The organism is Natronoarchaeum rubrum, from assembly GCF_024494695.1.
The window spans coordinates 158,737-178,872 of the sequence record NZ_JANHDP010000007.1; the positions used below are offsets into that span (position 1 = coordinate 158,737).

At 69.8% G+C, this 20,136-nt stretch carries 22 protein-coding genes; 10 read left to right on the top strand and 12 right to left on the bottom strand.

What is annotated here, in order from left to right; genetic code table 11:
• The first annotated feature begins 15 nt into the window (after nucleotides 1–15).
• The 4 genes from NO931_RS17570 (at nucleotide 16) to NO931_RS17585 (ending at nucleotide 3,536) form a co-directional block, all read left to right on the top strand.
• Complete coding sequence (locus tag NO931_RS17570; protein WP_256393663.1) at nucleotides 16–2,244, top strand: ATP-binding protein; 2,229 nt, start codon at nucleotides 16–18, stop codon at nucleotides 2,242–2,244.
• Nucleotides 2,245–2,307: 63 nt separating this feature from the next.
• Nucleotides 2,308–2,493 (top strand): CbtB domain-containing protein, encoded by a 186-nt coding sequence (locus NO931_RS17575; RefSeq protein WP_256393664.1) that lies wholly within the window; start codon nucleotides 2,308–2,310, stop codon nucleotides 2,491–2,493.
• On the top strand, nucleotides 2,493–3,221 hold the full coding sequence (locus tag NO931_RS17580) for a CbtA family protein (protein WP_256393665.1): 729 nt from the start codon (nucleotides 2,493–2,495) through the stop codon (nucleotides 3,219–3,221). Before NO931_RS17575 ends, NO931_RS17580 begins: the two co-directional genes overlap by 1 nt.
• A gap of 3 nt (nucleotides 3,222–3,224) precedes the next feature.
• Nucleotides 3,225–3,536: a (2Fe-2S) ferredoxin domain-containing protein gene (locus tag NO931_RS17585; RefSeq protein ID WP_256393666.1), complete on the top strand. Its 312-nt coding sequence runs from the start codon at nucleotides 3,225–3,227 to the stop codon at nucleotides 3,534–3,536.
• A 59-nt stretch (nucleotides 3,537–3,595) separates the two neighbouring features.
• Here the strand turns inward: NO931_RS17585 and NO931_RS17590 are convergent, their stop codons facing one another.
• The 11 genes from NO931_RS17590 to cbiT form a co-directional block, all read right to left on the bottom strand.
• Entirely contained in the window at nucleotides 3,596–3,967 is a 372-nt protein-coding gene (locus tag NO931_RS17590) for a DUF3209 family protein (protein ID WP_256393667.1), read from the bottom strand.
• Nucleotides 3,968–4,013: 46 nt separating this feature from the next.
• The gene (locus NO931_RS17595) at nucleotides 4,014–4,382 is read right to left on the bottom strand and encodes a hypothetical protein (RefSeq protein WP_256393668.1); all 369 of its coding nucleotides are present in this window, start codon (nucleotides 4,380–4,382) and stop codon (nucleotides 4,014–4,016) included.
• A gap of 39 nt (nucleotides 4,383–4,421) precedes the next feature.
• Complete coding sequence (locus NO931_RS17600; protein ID WP_256393669.1) at nucleotides 4,422–5,648, bottom strand: CbiX/SirB N-terminal domain-containing protein; 1,227 nt, start codon at nucleotides 5,646–5,648, stop codon at nucleotides 4,422–4,424.
• Nucleotides 5,645–6,373, bottom strand: coding sequence for a cobalamin biosynthesis protein (locus tag NO931_RS17605; protein WP_375142082.1), 729 nt, complete (start codon nucleotides 6,371–6,373; stop codon nucleotides 5,645–5,647). The genes NO931_RS17600 and NO931_RS17605 overlap by 4 nt, the downstream gene beginning before the upstream one ends.
• A complete protein-coding gene (locus NO931_RS17610; RefSeq protein ID WP_256393670.1) occupies nucleotides 6,370–6,618 on the bottom strand; it encodes a ferredoxin in 249 nt (82 codons plus the stop codon). The genes NO931_RS17605 and NO931_RS17610 overlap by 4 nt, the downstream gene beginning before the upstream one ends.
• The gene (gene cobJ / locus NO931_RS17615; RefSeq protein WP_256393671.1) at nucleotides 6,608–7,702 is read right to left on the bottom strand and encodes a precorrin-3B C(17)-methyltransferase; all 1,095 of its coding nucleotides are present in this window, start codon (nucleotides 7,700–7,702) and stop codon (nucleotides 6,608–6,610) included. Before cobJ ends, NO931_RS17610 begins: the two co-directional genes overlap by 11 nt.
• Nucleotides 7,703–7,705: 3 nt before the next feature.
• Nucleotides 7,706–8,632, bottom strand: coding sequence for a precorrin-3B C(17)-methyltransferase (locus NO931_RS17620; RefSeq protein WP_256393672.1), 927 nt, complete (start codon nucleotides 8,630–8,632; stop codon nucleotides 7,706–7,708).
• A gap of 2 nt (nucleotides 8,633–8,634) precedes the next feature.
• Nucleotides 8,635–9,615 carry a cobalt-precorrin 5A hydrolase gene (gene cbiG, locus NO931_RS17625; RefSeq protein ID WP_256393673.1) on the bottom strand — a complete coding sequence of 327 codons (981 nt, stop codon included), beginning with the start codon at nucleotides 9,613–9,615 and terminating at the stop codon, nucleotides 8,635–8,637.
• Nucleotides 9,616–9,916: 301 nt separating this feature from the next.
• Complete coding sequence (locus NO931_RS17630; protein WP_256393674.1) at nucleotides 9,917–10,780, bottom strand: cobalt-precorrin-4/precorrin-4 C(11)-methyltransferase; 864 nt, start codon at nucleotides 10,778–10,780, stop codon at nucleotides 9,917–9,919.
• Nucleotides 10,777–11,568: a cobalt-factor II C(20)-methyltransferase gene (locus NO931_RS17635; RefSeq protein ID WP_256393675.1), complete on the bottom strand. Its 792-nt coding sequence runs from the start codon at nucleotides 11,566–11,568 to the stop codon at nucleotides 10,777–10,779. Before NO931_RS17635 ends, NO931_RS17630 begins: the two co-directional genes overlap by 4 nt.
• Nucleotides 11,565–12,152 (bottom strand): precorrin-6Y C5,15-methyltransferase (decarboxylating) subunit CbiT, encoded by a 588-nt coding sequence (gene cbiT / locus NO931_RS17640; RefSeq protein WP_256393676.1) that lies wholly within the window; start codon nucleotides 12,150–12,152, stop codon nucleotides 11,565–11,567. The genes NO931_RS17635 and cbiT overlap by 4 nt, the downstream gene beginning before the upstream one ends.
• 147 nt (nucleotides 12,153–12,299) lie before the next feature.
• Here cbiT and NO931_RS17645 point away from each other — a divergent pair, with 147 nt between their 5' ends.
• The 4 genes from NO931_RS17645 (at nucleotide 12,300) to NO931_RS17660 (ending at nucleotide 17,762) form a co-directional block, all read left to right on the top strand.
• A complete protein-coding gene (locus NO931_RS17645; protein ID WP_256393677.1) occupies nucleotides 12,300–13,115 on the top strand; it encodes a DUF7839 domain-containing protein in 816 nt (271 codons plus the stop codon).
• Between the two features lie 196 nt (nucleotides 13,116–13,311).
• Entirely contained in the window at nucleotides 13,312–13,737 is a 426-nt protein-coding gene (locus tag NO931_RS17650) for a hypothetical protein (protein ID WP_256393678.1), read from the top strand.
• Nucleotides 13,738–13,954: 217 nt separating this feature from the next.
• Nucleotides 13,955–16,303 (top strand): alkaline phosphatase PhoX, encoded by a 2,349-nt coding sequence (locus tag NO931_RS17655; RefSeq protein ID WP_256393679.1) that lies wholly within the window; start codon nucleotides 13,955–13,957, stop codon nucleotides 16,301–16,303.
• Nucleotides 16,304–16,544: 241 nt separating this feature from the next.
• The gene (locus NO931_RS17660; RefSeq protein ID WP_256393680.1) at nucleotides 16,545–17,762 is read left to right on the top strand and encodes a putative manganese transporter; all 1,218 of its coding nucleotides are present in this window, start codon (nucleotides 16,545–16,547) and stop codon (nucleotides 17,760–17,762) included.
• A gap of 13 nt (nucleotides 17,763–17,775) precedes the next feature.
• Here the strand turns inward: NO931_RS17660 and NO931_RS17665 are convergent, their stop codons facing one another.
• Nucleotides 17,776–18,219, bottom strand: coding sequence for a DUF2391 family protein (locus NO931_RS17665; protein ID WP_256393681.1), 444 nt, complete (start codon nucleotides 18,217–18,219; stop codon nucleotides 17,776–17,778).
• Nucleotides 18,220–18,344: 125 nt separating this feature from the next.
• Here NO931_RS17665 and NO931_RS17670 point away from each other — a divergent pair, with 125 nt between their 5' ends.
• Nucleotides 18,345–19,163 carry a lipoate--protein ligase family protein gene (locus NO931_RS17670; protein WP_256393682.1) on the top strand — a complete coding sequence of 273 codons (819 nt, stop codon included), beginning with the start codon at nucleotides 18,345–18,347 and terminating at the stop codon, nucleotides 19,161–19,163.
• 75 nt (nucleotides 19,164–19,238) lie between these two features.
• Complete coding sequence (locus NO931_RS17675; RefSeq protein ID WP_256393683.1) at nucleotides 19,239–20,075, top strand: deoxyribonuclease IV; 837 nt, start codon at nucleotides 19,239–19,241, stop codon at nucleotides 20,073–20,075.
• Nucleotides 20,076–20,136 lie beyond the last annotated feature (61 nt).

Here is a 20,136-nt window from a genome sequence, read left to right on the forward strand (position 1 = left end):
GTGGTTAGTACAACTATGGTTGGTTTATCGCGCGGCAAAAAGCTGTCGCCGGGCAGCTCTGACCGGCTCCGGTTCGACGAGATTGTCGGTCAGGACGAGCTCAAGGAGGCGCTGCTGGCGGTCGCCGCGGCCGACGGACTCGACGGGCTGCTGGTGCAGGGCGAGAAGGGGGCCGCCAAGTCCACAGCGGTCCGGGGGCTGGTCGATCTGCTGCCCGACCAGCGCGCCGTCGCGGACTGCCCGTTCGGCTGTCCGCCCGACGACGACCCGGCGGCGCCCGGCGCGCAGTGTGCCGACTGTCGCGAGCGCGACGATCCGCCCGTCGAAACTCGCCCCGTACCGCTGGTGACGCTCCCGCTGGGGGCGACGCGCGAGCGCGTCGTCGGGACGCTCTCGGTCGCCGACGCGTTGGAGGGCGATCCCGAGTTCGACCCCGGCCTGCTCGCGCGGGCTCACCGCGGGATTCTCTACGTCGACGAGGTGAACCTGCTCGACGACCACCTCGTCGACGTGCTGCTCGACGCCGCCGCGAGCGGCGTCAATCGCGTCGAGCGCGACGGCGTTTCTCTCACTCACCCCGCCGAGTTCACCCTGATCGGCACGATGAACCCCGAGGAGGGCGATCTGCGGCCGCAGCTGCGCGACCGGTTCGCGCTGCAGGCGACGGTCACCGGCAGCGAGGACCTCGACGAGCGGGTGGCGATCATCGACCGCGCGCTGGGCGAGGATGCCGACGAAGACGAGAACGAGACCACGAGTCGCCACCGCGACCGCCTGCTCGCCGCGCGCGAGCAGCTCCCCGAGGTCGCCCTGCCCGCGGAGTTCAAGCGCCGGATCGCCGAGCTCTGCCGGGACGCCGGCGTCGAGGGACACCGCGCCGACGTGGCGACCGCGCGAGCGGCCCGGGCGCTGGCGGCGCTCGACGACCGCCCGCGCGTCCTCGAATCCGACGTGCGCCGGGCCGCCGAACTCTCTCTGCCGCACCGACTCCGGTCCCGGCCGTTCGAGGACGCGCCGGATCCCGAGGACGTGCTCGACGACCACTTCGAGGACGCCGAAGACGGGGACGGGAGAGAAGCGGATGCCGGGTCCGGCGAGGATGGAAGCGACGAGTCAGACCGAGAAGACGGCGCGGACGACGAGACGGCCGAGTCCGGGGATGCGGAAGAATCGCCGGACGAGGGCGCCGATTCGGCCGACGCCGAACCCGAGCGTTCGGACGACGGCGCGAACGGTGATGACGAGCCCGGCCCGGCCGGTTCCGACGACCGCGGCCGCGGCGGCAGCGAGGTGGGCGCTTCATCGGACAGCGACGAAAGCGGGTCGAGCGCCGGCGGCGACGCCGGAGCCGAGTCGAGCGAGAAGTCCGGCGACCGATCGGGCGACAACGACCCGGACGACGCCGACGAGACCGCGACGCCGCTGCTCCCCGGTCAGGAACGCGCCGGGATCGGCGACGCGAGAGCGCCGTCGGTCGACGCCGAAGCCGAGCCCGATGACGACCGATTGAACCAGAGCGCCGGTGGCGCCGGACCGCGCCGCGGCGCCGTGACGGCGAGCGGCGAGGGCGCCCGGATCAGGACCGAACGCGCCTCGGCCGAGGACGCCGTCGACGCCGCGGCGTCCGTGCGCGCGGCGGCGGCCCGCGGCGCCGACGCGGTCGAGTCGCGCGACCTCCGACGCTCCGTGCGCAGCGCGAGCGAGTCGGCGCTGGTGGTGTTCGCGCTGGACGCCAGCGCGTCGATGCGCGGGCCGATGCGAGCGGCCAAGGGCGTCGTGATGGAACTCCTGCGGGACGCCTACGAGCAGCGCGACGAGGTCGCCGTAGTGGCGTTCGCGGGCGAGGACGCCGACGTGTTGCTGCCGCCGACCGACAGAGTGAGCGCGGCCGCCCGCCACCTCAAGGAGCTGCCGACCGCCGACCGGACGCCGCTGCCGGCCGGCCTCGACGCCGCGGTCGACGTGCTGGAGCGGGCCGACCCCGCGGTCGGCGTCGTCGTCCTGGTCACCGATGGCCGCGCAAACGCGGTCGGGGAGAGCCCGACCGCGGCGACGCGCGAGGCTGCTCGCCGTCTCGCCGAGCGCGGCGATCGCGCGGTCGTCGTCGACGCCGGCGACCTCTCGGACCGCTCGGCGCTGACCGCCGACGTCGCCCGGATCTGCGGGGGCGACCGCGTCCCGCTGGACGAGCTGACGCCCGAGCGCGTCGAGGACGTCGTCGCGCGGGCGCACAACCACCATTGACCTCGTGTCGGCCGACGACGCAAGTTTTACAACTTAGTTTGATTATTAGCAAATAGAGTTTCAATGTCGCAGACCGACACCGTTCGCTCTCGAATCGCTCGTGCGAGAACCGACGTGACGCCGACGAGCGCCGCGCTGGCGCTGGGACTGGCGCTCGCGCTCGGATTCGCGCTCCTGTTCCTGCAGGAACCGCTTGCGCACGACTCGCTGCACAACTTCCGGCACGCCGCCGGTATCACCTGCCACTGATGCTGCTGGACTCGCTGCGCCGCGGCGTCGGCGCCGGAGCGATCGCCGGGGGCACCTACGGCGCGCTCCTCGCGCTCGTCGTGAATCCCCTCGTGAGCCACGTCGAGCGCGCGGGACACGACCACGGCCACGCTCACGCTGGCGAACCGGCCGTCTCGGCCGCGACGACGGCGGCCGCGAGCGTCGGCGGCGGCGTCCTCTGGGGCCTGCTGCTGGGCGCCGGATTCGGCGTCGCCTTCTACCTGCTGGAGCCGGCGCTCCCCGGCGCGGACGCCGCGAAGCCGTACCTCCTCGCCGCGGCCGGCTTCCTGACCGTGTCGGGCGTCCCGTGGCTTGCGCTGCCGCCGGTCGCGCCGGGCGCGGAACACGCGCTCGACACCGGAACGCGGCTGGCCATCTACGCCGGCGCGATGCTGGTCGGCGCCGCGGCGTGCACGCTCTCCGTGCTCGCGTACCGGCGCGTCCGAGCGGATCGGAGCAGGGTCGTCGCTGCAACCGCCGCCGCGGCGCCGCTCGCGCTGTGCGCGCTGGCGTCGCTCGCGGTTCCCAGTGGCACCGCGGGCGGTCCGCCCGCGGCGCTCGCGACAGCGTTCCGCTGGCTGGTCGTCGTCGGACAGATCGGCCTCTGGGCGCTTCTGGCGGGGGCGTTCGCCCATCTTCGGCGTCGTGCCGATCCCGACGCGACGCTCGACGCATTCGAGGACAGTCGAACCACGGCGGGGAGCTGAGCGGTGCGGCGCTGCACCGACGCCCAGCGCGACCGGGGTCTGACGTGGGTTCTGGTCTGCACGAACGCGCGGGACGGCGAGCACGCCGCCTGCGCCGAGGCCGGGGGTGATGCCATCGTCGACGCGGCGACCGACTGGCTCCGCGAGCGGGACCTCTTCTGGACCGAAGCGGCCGTCGTCGAGACGTCCTGTCTCGGACTCTGTAGCGAAGACGGCGCCGCCGTGGGGTTCCAGCCCCGCGACGAGTGGTACGCGGACGTGCGGCCGGAGGACGTTCCGGAACTGCTCGCAGAAGAACTGGTCGACGCGGCCTGAGAGGACGCCGCCGCTCTCGCCGGTCGATCGATTTCTCGCCGCGTTCCGCCTCGGGGCCGCTACTCGTCCGCCGGGAACGTCTCGTGGAGAACGTCGTGGGCGTCGCCCAGCCCCGAGAGGACGTCTTCGCCCTGATCGGTCAGCCGACCGACCGCGCGCTCGGCGTCCCGCACCGCGACGAGGCGGCCGCGCAGGTAGTCGTACTCCGCCGATTCTTCGTCGGCGCCCGCGACCTTCTCTTCGAGGTCGACGAGCGCGGCGTCGAGGTGTCGCTCGATCTCAGAGAGCGTCTCGGCGTTCGCCAGTCCCTCGATCGGGCCCGAGAGCTCCCCCTCCAGTTCTTGCTCCGCGTGGTCGCGGGCGCTTCGGTCCTCGGTACCGAGGACGTTCATCAGTCCGAGTCGTAGCGCTTCGAGTTCGTGACAGGTCATGGTATCGAATAGTGGTTCGAGCGTGTTCGTCGTCGCGAGTCGTCCCTCACGCTGCAGCGGGCTGAGCAGCATCGAAATAGCGGAGAGATGCCGCGTACAGCACGATCAGCGCGGCGGTGAGGAACACCGCCATCGCAAGCTCCGTCGGAATGCCGAGGTCGATGCCGGCGTAGCCGAGACCGATCGCCGCGCCGATCAGACCGATCCCGGTCGCGACGTAACCGCAGATGGCGTACCCCAGCTCCCACAGGCGGTTCCGCCAGGAGGCGTGCACAAGCACCGCCAGTCCGGGCCCCAAGTTCAGCAGCGACAACACGCCGGTCGGATCGGGCGCGACCGTCGTACTCGTACTGAACAATACGAACCCGTAGAGGAGGACGACGAGCGATCGCTTCGGTTCCGACTCCAGATCCATTTTTTCCGAGTCGTTCTCCGCGGGGCAAAAGCGTTCCCGTCATAGCGTCTGATCGACCAGCTCCGAGACGATCCGGTCCCGATCGAGGTGGTCGGCGACGATGCGCTCGGCGTCGTCGGCGTCGACGCCGCCGTACCAGACGCCGTCGGGCGAGACGGTCACCATCGGCCCCTCGCCGCAGCGGCCGAGACACGACGAGCGCGTGATGCGCACGTCGCACTGGTCGGAGTCGCGGGCTTCTTGGCGCAGGCGTTCGAGAACAGCGGGCGCGCCGTCGGCCGCGCAGGTCTGGTTCGTGCAGACCGAGACGCGCTTATCGGGTGCGCCGTGGGCGTGGGGCTCGTCGTCGACGTCCTCGCGGTTCTCGTGGGCGGCCTGATGGTTGAGCGCGCGCAGCATCGCCCGGGCGCCGCCGACGTCCTCCTCGTACCCGTCGAGTTCGACCTTGTACTTGCAGGTGTCGCAGGACATCTCGACGCTGTCGGTGCGGGCCGCCTGCCAGCGGTCGCCCAGCACGTCGAGCAGACGCGGGTCGGTCCCGAGCGGGTCGCCCGCCAGCGCGTCGACGTAGGGGTACTCGGCGTCGAACTCCGCAGTTCGATCCTGGACGCGCTGCGTGAGGACGCCGTCGCCGAGCATGTAGGGTAGCACGACGACGGCGTCGGGGCGGCGCTTCGCGACGCTGTGGAGCGCGTCCGACAGACGGGGCTCGGTGACGCCGACGAAGGCAGTTTCGACGCGCGAGAACGCGCGGCCCTCGTACAGCAGTCTGGCGAGTTTGTGCGCGTCGCCGTTGGCGTCGGGATCGCTGGACCCGCGGGCACAGAGCACGACCGCCACGTCGTCGACCGCGCGGTCGACGCCCAGCGACGCCTCGACCGCCGCGGCGCGGTCGTCGAGCAGATCGACGATCGCCGGGTGGACGCCGAGATGGGCGCCGCTGTGGATCGTGAGATCGTCGTGTGCCGCTCGGGCTCGCTGGATCACGAGCGGGACGTCGTTCTTGACGTGGCTCGCGGCGAACAGCGACAACTGGACGACCGTGATCCGACCGACCGTCGGCGCGAGCGCGGCGACGGCGTCGGCGATCGAGGGCTCGGCAAGTTCGAGAAACCCGGCGTCGACCGGGACGCCGAGCCGACCCTCCAGATCGGCCGCCAGGTCGCGGACCTGCTCGTTGGACTTCTCGCGCCGGGAGCCGTGCCCGACCAGCAGCACGGCCTCGTCGTCGAGCGCGGCCGGCGCGCTCGCGGCGTCGGCCGTCACGACAGCTCACCCACGTCGCCGCCGGTCGCTCGCTCGACGCTTCGCCGGAGCTTCTGTCGTCGTTCGGCCGAGTACAGTCCGGTTTCGTCCGTCCCGGCGTAGAGCCACCGTGCGAACCCGGCCGCGTCGGCGTCGTCCGCCAGCCCGAACCAGTACCCGCCGGAGGAGGTCTCCGAGAGGTCGTCGCCTCGAACGTCGGGCTCGGCGTCCGCCAGGAGGGTTCGGATCGTCTCCAGCAGTCGCTCGTCGTCGTGGACGAACGATATCCCGACCGAGTTCGAGGATTCGCGGAAGCAGATCGTGCCGCAGGCTTCCAGCAGCCCGCGGAGCAGCGCGGCGCGGTGCTCCGCCAGCGCGTCGAAGCGGTAGCCGCCGGGCTGTCCGGCAAGCGGGAGCCCGAGCGCGGCGCCGGCCCGGTCGGCGAGCGCGCCGAACACCTGTAGTTCGTACTCCTCCTCGAACCGGACGATCGAGGCGTCGTGGGCCGATTCGCGGGCTTCGACGCTACGATTCCGCCGGTCGACGCCGGCGATCGTCGCCAGCGCGTCGGCCGCGGTCTCGTCGCCGACCCTTACCGTCACGCAGTCGCTCTCTAACTCGCCGTCGCCGGCGACCCGGCCCCAAAAGTACGCGGTCTCGGGGCTTGCGCCGAGCAGGTCCGGCGAGGAATTCGGCGTCGGTTCGCCGTCGCCGCCAGACGCCGTTTCGCGGTCGGCGTCGCTCACAGTTCGGTCACCTCGATGGCGTCGACCGGACAGGCGGCGGCCGCCTGCCGCGCGTCGTCGATTCGTTCGTCGTCGAAGGCGGCGACGAGGGGCTGGTCGGCGGCGCCCCCTTCGGCCACCGCGTCGGCGCCCTCGATCGACGCCAGCCCGTCGTCTGCTTCGACGAACCGCTCGTCGCGGACGAGGCAGGCGAAGATCCCCTCGCAGGCGTCTTGGTCGAGACTGATCCGGTACTCAGTAGTCATACTTGGACTCGTAGCCCCGCGGCGTCACCATCCGCTCGTCCCAGACGTAGGTGTCCTCGTTGCCCACGAGCAGCGTCGTCGTCATGTCGACAAGATCGGTTTCGCCCAGTTCGGGGAGTTCCCGGAGCTCGACGATCTCGACGCGCTCGTCCTCGCGGCCGGCGCCGCGGACGACGCCCACCGGGGTGTCCGGCGCACGATGCTCTAAGAGGATCTCGCAGCACTTCTCGTAGTTGTCGCGGCGCTTGCGCGACCAGGGGTTGTAGACCGCGATGGTGAACCCCTCCTTGGCGGCGGCGTGGAGTCGCGACTCGATCGTCGGCATGTCGGTGAGGTGGTCCGACAGCGAGATCGAGACGGTGTCGTTCACGAGGGGTGCGCCGATTCGCGCCGCGCAGGACTGGGCGGCCGGAACGCCCGGCACGACGTCGAAGTCGAGCATCGACGCCGTCGCGCCCTTCGACTCGGCGATCTCCAGGGCGAGCCCCGCCAGCGCGTAGACGTTCGGATCGCCGCTGCCGATGATCGCGACGTCGTTGCCCGCCAGCGCGCGGTCGATGGCTTCCTCCGTTCGAGAGACCTCGCCGCACATCGGAGTGTCGTACACCTCGTCGGCCGCCGCGGTGATCTCGTCGGGCAGCAGTTCGGTGTAGGTCGTGTAGCCGACGACGTGTTCGGCGTCGAGCAGCGCCTCGCGGGCGCGGGCGGTCATCCCCTCGGGCTGGCCGGGGCCGAGTCCGACGGCGGTGAGGCTGCCGGGATCGGCATCGAAGTCCTCGACCGTCGAGCCGACCTTCTCGTCGGTCGTCTCGTCCGTCGAGGCGCCACAGGTTGACGATGAGCTGCCGGTCGACGCCGACGACGAACCGGCCGACGCGCCGCACTTCGACTCGGAGTCGTCGCTCGTCGTCTCGCTCGCCGAGCTCGCGGCTTCGCCGCTCGCTTTCGAGGCGCTACGCGCCTCGCCCGCGCCGCACGTGCGTTCGGTCCCAGCGGTCGCCTCGGCGTCCGCGGCGCCGCACTCGCTCTCGCGTTCCGCGTTCTCGGTTGCTGTACTCTCGTCGGTGGTGTCGTCCGTGCTCATAGGTTAGAAGTCGTCGACGTCACGCCCGCCGCGCGGGGTGACGAGGTGTTTTCCGTGGTCGTTCTCCCAGACGTGGGTCTCGGCCGTGCCGACGAGGATGGACGTGCCCATCCCGCCGACCTTCTCGTCGTGCGCGTCGGCGTCACCCAGCGTCGTGATCGTGTGCGTCTCGTCCTCCAGGTTGCGCCCGGCGGCGCCCCGGCCGGCGTCGTTGAAGATCGCGACCGGCACGTCGCCCGCTCGCTCCTCGCGCAGGACGCCGATCGCGCGCTCGTAGTCGCGCCAGCAGTTGTACAGCACGACGACGAACCCGGAGATCGCCGCCGCGCGCAGCTTCTCCTCGATTTCGTCCCAGCCGCGCCACTTGTCCGACAGCGAGATCGTGCAGAAGTCGTTCGACAGCGGCGCGCCGAGGTTGGCCGCGCCGCCCAGCGCCGCGGTGACGCCGGGGACGATCTCGATCGGCACGTCCTCGGCGCCCTCCTCCTCGGCCATCAGGTACAGCAGATCGCTCTTGCCGTACACGTTCGGATCGCCGCCGGAGACGTGGGCGACGTCCTGCCCGTTGCGGACGCGCTCGAACGCCTCGCGCGCGAGTTCGATCTGGCGGCCCATCGAGGACCGGACCAGCGTCTGGCGCGTGCCGTCCGGGCGTTCGAGGACGGTGCCTTCCTCAGTTGCGGCGTCCGCCGTCGCGCCCGTGCCGCCGTCGGTGGCTGTCTCGACTTCGGCATCTTCTGACGGGAGCGTTCCGTCGCGACGGAGGAACTCCTGGTAGAGGTTCGAGGCGATGACGCAGTCGGCCGTCTCGACGACGTCTTTCGCGCGCTGGGTCATCGCGTGGGGCAGTCCCGGGCCGATGCCGACGACGTAGAGCGTGCCGGACGCCGCGGCGTCGTCGGCGTCGGTCGGGGTCGCGGTTCCGGGCACGCTTATCGCCCCACCGCGACGGTCACCGCGTCGTCGAACCGCTCCTTCTCGCGTTCGAGGTCGTGCTCGCGCCCGCCGGCGATCGCGCTCGCCTCGGCGATGCCGGGCCAGCCGATCAGCTCCTTCGAGCGCGAGGACGAGGGCCCTTCGTACTCCTCTAAGGTTTCCTTCTCGAAGAACACGAGGCCGATATCGGCGTCCTGCGCCGCTTCGTACAGCCCTTCCTCACCGTCCTTCCGGGTGCCGCTGGCCGCGAAGTCGACATCTGCGAACGTCAGGCCGAGGGCTTGGAGGGCGGCTTCCCAGGCGTCGAGGACCTGCTCCGCGTCGACGCCCGAGACGGTGCCCGTCCCGAGCACGACGCCCTCCTCTTTGTTGCGCTTGAGGACGGTCACGTCGTCGCCGACGAGCACTGCTCGGGGGCCGTCGAGGCGCGCGACGGGACCGAGCTCCTCGTTGAGAACGGCGAGATTCGTCGCCACCGTCGAGTCGCCGTTGACGACGTGGGTGTCGAGTGCCTTCGCCTTGCTCTCGACGCCCTGCTTGCCCGCCGCCTCACTGGCGGTCGTCGTCGCCGGCACCGCGCCGAGTTCGGCGAGGTCGCCGGCCACCTGGTTGGCGCCGTGGTGGCCGCCGGTGATCGGGATCGCCCACGTCAGATCCTCGTCGACGACGACGATCGCGGGGTCGTCCCACTTGTCGTCGAGCAGGTGGGCGGTCTTGCGCATCGCGATGCCGCTGGCCATCAGGCCGACGAAGCAGTCGTACTCGCCCCAGTTGGCCTCGAACACGTCGCCGTGGTATTCGAGGATCTCGATCGACTCGTAGCGGTCGCCGATCCCCGCCACGATCTCCTCGGCGGTCTCGATCTTCCGCTCGAAGGCGACGATGGCGATCTCCTCGGCCACCTCGCCGTCCGAGTCGGGCACGTTGCAACTGTCGGAATCGTTCGTTGTCGTGTCGTCGTTTGTGTCCGTGCTCATGAATCAGTCAGTCCGCTGTTTCGCGTCCGATGCAGTTCCCGAATGGCGCGCGCTGTCGCGCCCTCTGTGGCGCGACGACACTGTGCGAGGGATGAGCGAGCGACAGCGAGCGAATCGGCTGGGGAGGACGAGGCCCGCGGTAGGGTGGAACGAAAGGGGCCGGTCGCTACGCGAACCCCGGACCGCCAAGCACCGCAGGCGTCGCCGAGGAGCGCAGGCGCGTCCGCGGGAGCGTAGCGACCGGGGGCTTTCAGGTCGTTCTCGTGAACTTCGTCGCTCATTGCAGGATCTCCATGACATCTCAGTCGTCAGCCTCCTGTGAATCGCTTCCCCGGTCGGCCCAGTCGCCGTAGAGGAAGGATCGCTCGTAGTCCTCGCCGCCGACCGCGTCGCCGACGACGACCATCGCCGACGCCCGGTAGCCGGCGTCCTCGACCTTCTCGCCGATCGTCGCGATCGTCCCCTCGATGACGTCCTCGTCGGGCCACGAGGCGTGGTACACGACCGCCACGGGCGTCTCGGGATCGTGACCGTCGTCGAGCAGGCGCTCCATCGCGTCGCCGACGGCGTGGGTCCCCAGGTAGATGCAGGTCGTCACGTCGCCCATCCCGACGAACTCGGAGATGTGATCCTCGTCCTCGTCGAGGGTCTTCCCCTGCGGGCGGGTGAACGCGACGTGGTTGGCGACCTCGTTCAGCGTCAGCTGAGTCCGCAGCGTCGCGCTCGCGGCGAAGGCCGAGGTGACGCCGGGGACGATGTACGACGGGACCCCCTCGTGTTCCAGCGCGTCCATCTGTTCCAGCGCCGCGCCGTAGATCGCCGGGTCGCCGCTGTGGAGTCGGACGACGGCGTCGCCGCCCTCGTAGGCGTCCCGCATCAGCGGAATCAGCTCCTCCAAGTCCTTGCCGATCGAGGAGACCGTCTCGGCGTCCGCGCAGTACTCCGCCAGCAGCTCGCTGTTGACCAGCGAGCCGGCGTGAACGACCAGGTCGGCGTCGGCCAGCAGTTCGCGCCCCGCGACGGTCAGCAGCCGCGGATCGCCCGGCCCGGCCCCGACGAAAGGGATTCCGTCCTGCTCGTCGCCGGCGCTGTACTCGTAGACGCGATCGTCGCGATCGCCGGCCGCGGCGTCGATGGCGACCTGCGGGTCGGTCTCGTCGCTCATCGGTGCACCTCCGCGTCGTCGCCGCAGAGCGCGCCCTCGGAGCGCTCCTGTCGGGCGAGATCCTGCGCACCGCCGTCGGTGACGACGCCCGCGTCGTCGGCCGCTTCGAGGAAGGCGTCGGTGGCCTGCTCGACGCGACGCTCGGGATTCGCGGCGTAGGCCAGCGTGTAGTAGTCTCGCTCGTCGAGCTCGGTCGGGTCGTCGGTGACGACGGTCTCGCCCTGTTCCATGAACAGCCGGCGGCCGTAGGTCACCTCGTAGCCCGCCTCGACGAGCCCCTCGTGGGTCGCGGGCGCGTCGGTCACCTTGAACAGGAGCAGACGGTCCGGCCCTGTCGGCGCGGCGCCGCCGGCGGCTTCCCGAAGCGCGAGATTCGCCCCTGCCGTGATCTCGACGCCCAGAGCCGTCGCGAACGCGGTGACGGCGCTGACGCCGGGGACGACCGTCAGCTCGACCTCGGGGTGGAACGCCGCCAGCGTCCGCCGGAGGTGGCCGAACGTCGAGTAGACGTTCGGGTCGCCCAGCGTGACGAACGCGGCGTCGCCATCGCGCGCTCGCGGCGCGATCTCGGCGGCGGCATCTTTCCACGCGCGGCGGAGCTCGTCCTCGTCGCGGGTCATCGGGAACTCCAGATCGCCGATGCGCTCTTCGGGGACGTGCTGGGTCGCGACCGATCGAGACAGCCGGCCCGGCGAGTACACCACGTCGGCGTCTTCGAGGACGCGCTGCCCGCGCACGGTGACCAGGTCGGCCTCGCCGGGGCCGAGTCCGACGCCGTACAGCGTCATTGCCGCCCTCCGTCGGCCGCGAGTTCGTCGTCAGTGTCAGCCGCATCGACCCCGCCGACCAGCATGTACACCGGGTTGTCCGCGTCGAAGCTCGTCGCGCCGGCGAGCTCGTAGCCGCGGCTCACCTGAAACTGAACGACGTCGTCCAGCAGGTCTCGCTCGCGGAACGCCTCGGTCGCCGCGCCGGCAACCTCCAGTCGGGAGACGTTCATTACCACCCGGTCGACGCCGGTCTCGGCGGCGTGGTCGAGCACCGCCTCGTAGTTGCGGCTGCCGCCGAGAAACAGCGCGTCGGCGTCCTCGGGCAGCCCCTCGGGGGCCTCGGCTTCGCGGAGGTCGACGCCGTCTTCGGCGTCGTTCGCGACGAGGTTCTTGCGTGTGGTCGCCAGCCGCTCGGGCTTGCGTTCGAGCGCGGTGACGCGACCGGCGCGCCGCGACGCTTCGACGGTGACGGCTCCTGTACAGGAGCCCACCTCGACGAAGTGGTCGGACGGCGCCAGGTCGAGCTTGGCGAGCAGGACGGCCCGGACCTCCGGCTTAGTCGGCCCGGCCTTCGCGTCGTGAGGCAGCGATACGCGCGACATCACGCAGTACAACGATAGTAGGCCGTAAAACAATTTTGGTTGTATTAAGACAAACTGAATTTCTAAAACGGCGGTAGATCGTCTCTCAAGGCAATTCTGTCGGAGATACTCCAAACATACTTGTGCTGTCGTCCCGCAGTGCCCACCATGTCACGGGATGCGGGGGACGCCGACGGGTCGGGCGTTCTCCAGAGCAAGCGGAACGCGACCAGGTATCAGATCCTGGTCGAGATCGCGGAGCGCCAGCCGGCGGTGAGCCAGCAGGAGATCGCCGACGCCATCGGCGTCACGTCCCAGGCCGTCAGCGACTACCTGCAGGACCTGATCGAGCAGGGCCAGGTCGACAAGCAGGGCCGCGGGCGCTACGAGGTCACCAAGGAGGGCGTCGACTGGCTCATCTCACAGACCGACGAGTTGCGCTCGTTCGTCCAGCACGTCTCCGAGGACGTCATCGGCGAGGTCGAGATCGAGACCGCCATCGCCACCACCGAGATCGAGGAGGGCGAGACCGTCTCGTTGACGATGCAGGACGGCGTCCTGCGCGCGATGGCCGGCGGGACCGGGAGCGCGACCGCGGTCGCGGTGACCGACGCCGAGCCCGATCGGGACGTCGGCGTGACGAACTTCGAGGGCGTGGTCGACTACGATCTCGGCACGGTGACGGCCGTCGCCGTCCCCAGAGTGCGGGACGGCGGCAGTTCCGCGGTCGACGCCGAAACGGTGGCCGATCTGGCCGACGACCACGATCTGATCGCCACCGCCGGCACCGAGGCGCTCGCGGCTGCCGACGCGGCCGACCTCGATCCGGACGTCCGCTTTGGCACCGCGCCGGCCGTCCAGGAGGCCGCGACGAAGGGGCTGGACGTGCTGTTGCTCGCTTCGACGGCGGAGCTGTCGGCCCACACGGACAAGCTTCGCGACCAGAACATCGGCTACGAGGTCGTCGACGCCAAGCGCGCCTGAGTGAGCGTCGGCATCGACGCCGTCCCGACGCCGACCGCACCTGAGCAACGACGACGCCGTCGCGACGCCGACCCGCGAAGGATCGGCCGCGACGCCGATCCGAATTCGCTACGGCTATCGACCGCTCCCGGTCGGTATGGAGCCGTACGACCCACAATTACTGACCCTCAAGTTACTCGCCGCGCTCGACTCTCGTATGTCACGCTCGGACGCGGCGCGTGCGACCGATCCCGAGGAGACGACCGTCGAGAGCTACGTCCTGAACGTCAGGATCGTCGAGCGCGCCGGCCCGGACGACGAGCAGCGCTACCGGTTCGAAGCGCCGGCCCACGTCGACGTCCAGTTCGACGACCTCGAGACGGCGCGCCTGTACGCGGACGTGTTCTTCGACGTCAACGGGTTCCGCGAGGAGGGGACGGGCGAGCACGGCGTGCCGCCCGCGATCTTCCAGGGCGGCAAGGACACGCTCGCGGCGTACCTGCTGACCCGGCCCGGCATCGACGTCAACTGGGTCGCGTCGTTCCTCGGCGTCGACCGCGCGAAGGCCGAGCGCTACGTCTCGTGGGTCGGCGAGCGCGCCGAGACCATCCGAGAGCGTGCCCGCGAGCGCGGGATGGAGTAACCCTCGACGTTCGTTTTTGCGACCGCGTCGACGCCGCCGTCGCGACTGCCAGCCCAGCGGCGGCGTCGCCGAGAGGCCGTGGCACCGAGCGGGCGCGCCGTCGCGTACGAACCGGTACTGACGGGGACGGACCGTCACCGATCAGTTCGATATAATTTTAGACAGACTTACAGATATTATAAAACGCTTTCGTAGGGTCCCGAGACGGTCCACCCGGATGGTCCAACTCAACCGCCGCAACCTGATGGCGAGCTCGGTCGCCGCCGCGCTCGGCGCCTCCGCGATGGGACTGGCCAGCGCGCAAGACGACAGCGACACGCCCGACGCGCCGTGGTCCGACGGCGAACTCAAGCGGTTCGCTCACGTCGCCTTCGGCGCGGAGTTCACCGGCCCCTTCGTCACCGGGACGAACGAACTGATCTTCTCGAACCAGCACCCCAGCCGCGACAATCCCGGTCCCTTCCAGAAGGCCGGCGTCGGCGTCGTCGAGGGGTTCCAGTTCGACCTCGACGGGGACAGCGACGATTTCGAGGAACTGGCCAAACCCCAGACCGACGAGGAGCAGAGCAAGGTCCGCGTCGCCGACGGCGAGTTCAAGCACCTCGCTCGCGAGGGCGACCCGATCAACGGCGGCGCCGAGAAGTTCGGGCATCCCCAGACCCCCGAGGGGAAGGACATCGCGACGTTCGCCGGCACCCGGTACGGCAACTTCGGCTACAACCCGGACATGAACCAGTTCGTCGCGACGAACGACGAGGGGTCGGAGGGGTATCTCTTCACGAACGTCGAGACCAGCCCCGGCAGCATCACGCGGATGCCGATCAGCCGCGATGAGAACGGCTCGTGGAGCGCCGATCTGGAGAACACCACGAATCTCGTCAACGCCGAGGCGTTCCGCGAACTCGGCGGGACGCGGATCAACTGCTACGGCGACCTGAGTCCCTGGGACACGCCGATGTCCGCCGAGGAGAACTACGCCCACCCGCGGCTCGCCCCCGCCGCGACGACCGGCGACATCGTCGACGCGGACAGCGGCGTCGGGCTTCGCGGCGCTGCCGCGTTCTGGAACCGCCCGGACCCCTCGACCGTGCAGGACGCCGTCGACGAGATTTTCGGCGACGACTCGTGGTACCTGCAGGGGAGCTGGGCGCTCACCGGCGTCGAACTGCTGGCGTACTACCTCGGCGCCGACCCGGTCGATCAGACCGACGACGGCGGCAACGACCGCACGCCGATCGGCGAGGGCTACCCCAACCCCTACCGGTACGGCTACATCGTCGAGATCCGCGACCCGGTCGACGATCCGACGCCCGTCAAACACTGGTGCATGGGCCGAGCCGCGTTCGAGGCGCCCGACTTTCAGGAGGACGAGAAGACGGTGTATCTCACCTCCGACGGCGAGAACAAGGGGATCTACAAGTTCGTCGCCGACGAGCCGTTCCCGAGCTACGACGACCCGGCGAACGTCGCGGGAACGCTCCACGTCGCCACGGTGACCAACGAAAAAGCCGCCAACGAGCGCCCGCCCGCCGCGGTCGATCTGGAGATCGAGTGGGTCGAGCTGGGTCACGCAAGCAACGGCGAGGTCGAGACCTGGATCGAGGCGTACGACGGCATCACCCAGGAGGATTACCTCGAAACCCACGCCGACACCGACTGGCAGGACGATCTCGACGCCGCGCTGCGGGAAGCCGACGAGGCGGTCGCCCGCGACGGGAACCGCGACTACGTCACCGACGAGGAGATCGCCGCGTGGGCCAAGCAGTACGAGAAAGACGGCCCCGACGGCGTCGACGAGGACCTGCGCAAAGTCCCGTTCCTCGAAACCCGCGCCGCCGCCAAGGAGATCGGCGCGACCGTCGAGTTCCGGAAGGCCGAGGGCGTCGACAGCGTCGAGGGCGCCGAGCCCGGCGACTACGTCTATCTCGGGATCTCCGAACTCAACGCCGGCATGAGCGACGACGCGGGCGACATCCGACTGCAACGCGTCGACGGCGGCGTCGTCTACCGCGCGAAGCTCGACGACGACTATGGCATCTCGACGCTGGAGCCGGTCGTCGTCGGCGCCGACGCCTCCGATCCCGAGCCCGTGATCGACGACGCGCCGATCAACATCGACAACGTGCTCGTGATGGACGACGGCCGCGTCCTGCTGTGCGAGGACGCCTCGCAGTACAACCGCACCTACCCCAACGACGGCGTCTGGGTGTTCGACCCGGCGACCGACGGCGCGCCGGACGATGACTCGGAGGGCGATTCGGGCGACGACAGCGATTCCGGCGACGGCGGGAGCGACGACGACGACGGCCAAGACGGGACCGGTGACGACGGAACCGGCGACGATAGCTCCGAGAGCGGCGGTTCGAGCGACGGCTCCGGTTCCGACGATGGATCGGCCGGTGACTCCGACGGCGGGTCGAACGATGACTCGACCGACGGATCGGACGACGAATCCGAAGAGGACAGCGGCCTGCCCGGCTTCGGCGTCGGCGCGGGACTCGCGGGCGCCGCCGGCGGCGCGCTCGCGGCGCGACGCCGACGCGGCGAGAGCGACGACGACGCCTGACGGCGCTCGCTCTCCCGGTCCCCGGTTCCCGTGAGCGTCTTTTTCTTCGTCGACAACAGTGGATGAATTCGGCCGCTATCGGGGTCTTTGCGCTGTTTTCCGTGGATCGAACCGCCTGACCGGTCGTTTGTCTCGGTGCGAAACTACTAAGCCGTCCGACGCGGAGCTAGAATTAGATGCGTCTAAAGATTGGATTAGGCAGAAGAACTTCACCCGGTCGAACGGGTCGGCGGTGGTCCCGATGATCGGCGTCGACGAGGCGGCGGAGATCTTCGTGTACTCCGTCCGCGACGGGTTCGTGCAGGTCAGCGCGTTCGTCGCGATCACGGTCGTGCTGTTCAGCTACGTCCAGTATCGGACGGACGGCAAACTGGTCCGCTATCTCGAAGACAACGAGCGGCTCCAGCCGCTGGCGGGCGGGCTGCTCGGCCTGACGCCGGGCTGTGGCGGCGCGATCGTCGCGATGCCGCTGTACGTCCGGGGCAGCGTCAGCTTCGGCACCGTCGTCGCGGCGCTGGCGGCGACGGCGGGCGACTCGGCGTTCGTCATCCTCGCGCTGGCGCCCGAGGCGGCGATCTACGCCTACGGGCTGGCGCTGGTCGCCGGCGTCGGCTTCGGCTACGCCGTCGACGCCTGGGGGTTGGGCGTCGGCCGCGTCGATCGCGCGGTCGGACGGATCGGCCGGCCGATGACCGACGGCGGGTTCGCGACGACCGGCGTCGCCACCGGCGCTCCCAGCGTGCCTGGCGGCGCCGACGCGAGTTGCAGCGTCGACAGTAGCACCGACACCGACCGCGAGTGGCTCGCCACGCTCAGCCACGCGGTCCACGTCGCGTGGTGGATCGTCGCGGCCGCCGGCCTCGTCGCGGGCGTCGAGTACCTCCGGCGGGGCGCTCCGGAGGTTGCCATGGAGATCGGGCCCACGTTCTTCGGGCTGTTCACGGTCGCCGGGCTGGTCGGGACGACCCTGTCGGCGTACCTGTACTTCGTCGGGCGAGGAGTGATCGGTGACGGGGCGTCCGGTCGGGCTCGCGATACCTTCGGCAGCACCTACGAGACGTTCCAGCACGCCGCGATGGAGACCAGCATGGTCACCGTCTGGGTGATCGTCGCCTACCTCCTCTACGAGTACTCCGTGGTGCTCTTCGCGATCGATATCGGCGCGCTCGCGGCCGCGGCCGGCCTGCTCGCGCCGATTGCGGGCGCCGCGCTCGGGCTGATCCCCGGCTGCGCGCCCCAGATCGTGTTCGCGTCGGTGTACGCCAACGGCGAGATTCCATTCTCGGCGCTGACGGCCAACGCCGTCAGTCAGGACGGTGACGCGCTGTTCCCCCTGATGGCGATCGACATGAAGGCGGCTGTCGTCGCGACGATCTACACGACGATCCCCGCGCTGGTCGTCGGGATCGGCGTCCACCTCTTCTGGCCCTACGCGCAGTTCGGTTTCGGCGTCGTGTGACGGCCGGCCGTTCTCACAGCAGGCTGTCCGCCGTCGCGGCGCCGACGACCGAGAACACCGAACCGATGCTGACTGCCTTGGCCGTCACCTCGATCGTCCTGAGCATGCTCCCGTTCGGATACGTCTCGACGAACGTATCCGGGGCGTCCACCAGCATCGCCAGCAGCGCCACCGAGCCGAAGGAGACGAGCATCAGCGAGAGGAATCGCAGCGGAACGCCGACGACCTCCTGCTCGGCGTCGGGATCGCGGCCGGTGTCGGCCTCGTACAGCGCCGCGTAGCCGATCCCGGCGGTGACGCAGACGACCAGGAACGCCTGAATGTGGCTCATGTTGCTCGCGAGCCCCCAGACCTCCTCGGTGACGACGAACGGGCCGGCCAGCAGGAACCCGCCGACGATCTGCTGGGCGACGTCGGCAAACCGAAACTGCGGGTGCCGGAAACGTCCGAGTTTCATCTTCTTGGCGCGAACGAGGGGCTACCGTCGCATAAGTCCGCGGAACCCGCACGACGCCACCGGTCGGGATCTACGCCGGCCGTCGGGTCGCAACCGACTTTGCGAGTGCCGGCGTAGCCGAATCCATGACCGCGCTTTCGGATCGCGAGTGGCGCCTGCTCCCCGAGCGCGCCCGCGACGGCCCGACGACGATGGCGTTAGACGAGGTCGCCGCCCGAACGGCCGTCGAGGAGGGCGTTCGAACCGTTCGGGTGTACTCGTGGGAGCCCTCGACGCTCTCGCTGGGCTACCGGCAGGACCCCGACACGGTCGACTGGGAGTACTGCGAGCGCGAGGGGATCGGCGTCACGCGGCGCCAGACCGGCGGTGGCGGCATCTACCACGATCGGCGCGCCGACATCTCCTACAGCGTCGTCGCGCCGGCCGACGAGCTGCCGGGCGACCTGATGGAGAGCTACGATCTGCTCTGCGAGCCGATACTCGACGCCTTCGAGCGCATGGGCGTCCCGGCGTCGTTCGCCGACGAGGAACTGCCGGCCGTCCACCAACCCTGTTGTTACCTGCGAGCGATCCATCCGGCCCACGATATTCTCGCCGGTGGGAAGAAGATCAGCGGGAACGCCCAGTACCGCCAGCGCGACGCCGTGATCCAGCACGGCTCGCTGTCGTTCGATCTCGCTCCCGAGAATCATCTCGGCGTCTTCGCCGATCCCGAAACGACGACCGAGGCGTTCCGCGAGCGCGTCACGTCGATCCGCGAGCACGTCGACATCTCGCGCGAGGAAGCGGTGCGCGCGCTGGAGGGCGCGCTGGCCGACTGGTGCGACGCCGACGAAGGCGACTGGAGCGAGGACGAACTCGAACGCGCACGCGACCTCGCCGATCAAAAGTACGCGACCGACGACTGGACGCGCCGGCGGGCCGCTCCGGACGCCGTCGAGTAGTCGACCGCGTCCCGACGCCGCGCCGTACCGACGCCTTCCGAAGTAACTTTGCCGATCGGATGCCTGGGGGGCGACATGAACGACCTCCGAGTCGGCGCGCACGTATCGATCGCGGGCGGCGTGGACAACGCCGTCGAACGACAGTTGGACGTCGGCGGCAACTGCGGGCAGATCTTCACGACCTCGCCGCAGGTCTGGCAGGATCCCGATATCGCCGACGAGGAAGCCGAGCAGTTCCGCGACGGCACGCTCGAACAACTCGACGGGCCGTGGGTGATCCACTCCTCGTACCTCGTCAACCTCTGTACGCCGAAAGACGACCTCCGCGAGAAGTCGATCGCCAGCATGCAGGCCGAGGTCGACGCCGCCGACGCGCTCGACATCGAGTACGTCAACGTCCACCTGGGCGCCCACACTGGCGCCGGCGTCGAGCAGGGCCTCGACAACGCCGCCAGCGCGCTCGACGAACTCGACGTGCCCGACGGCGTCACCGTGCTCGTCGAGAGCGACGCCGGCAGCGGCACCAAGCTCGGCGGCGACTTCGAGCACCTCGCGGCCGTGATCGACCGCGCCGACCTCGACATCGACGTCTGCGTCGACACCGCCCACGCGTTCGCGGCGGGCTACGACCTCTCGACGGCCGAGGGCGTCGACGACGCCGTCGCCGAGTTCGACGAAGTCGTCGGACTCGACCACCTGCAGTGCATCCACCTCAACGACTCCAAACACGAGTGTGGCACGAACAAGGACGAGCACGCCCACATCGGCGAAGGCCTGATCGGGGAGGAGGGGATGGAACGAATCATCAACCACGAGGAGCTGGCGGACGTGCCGCTCGTGCTGGAGACGCCCTCCGAGGACGGGAAGGGCTTCGAGTGGAACGTCGAGCGCGTCCGCGAGCTTCGAGAGTAATCGCAGCGACGCGAAGCCGACACGGAACCGACGCGTAATCGAACGACTCGCTTTCTCCGAC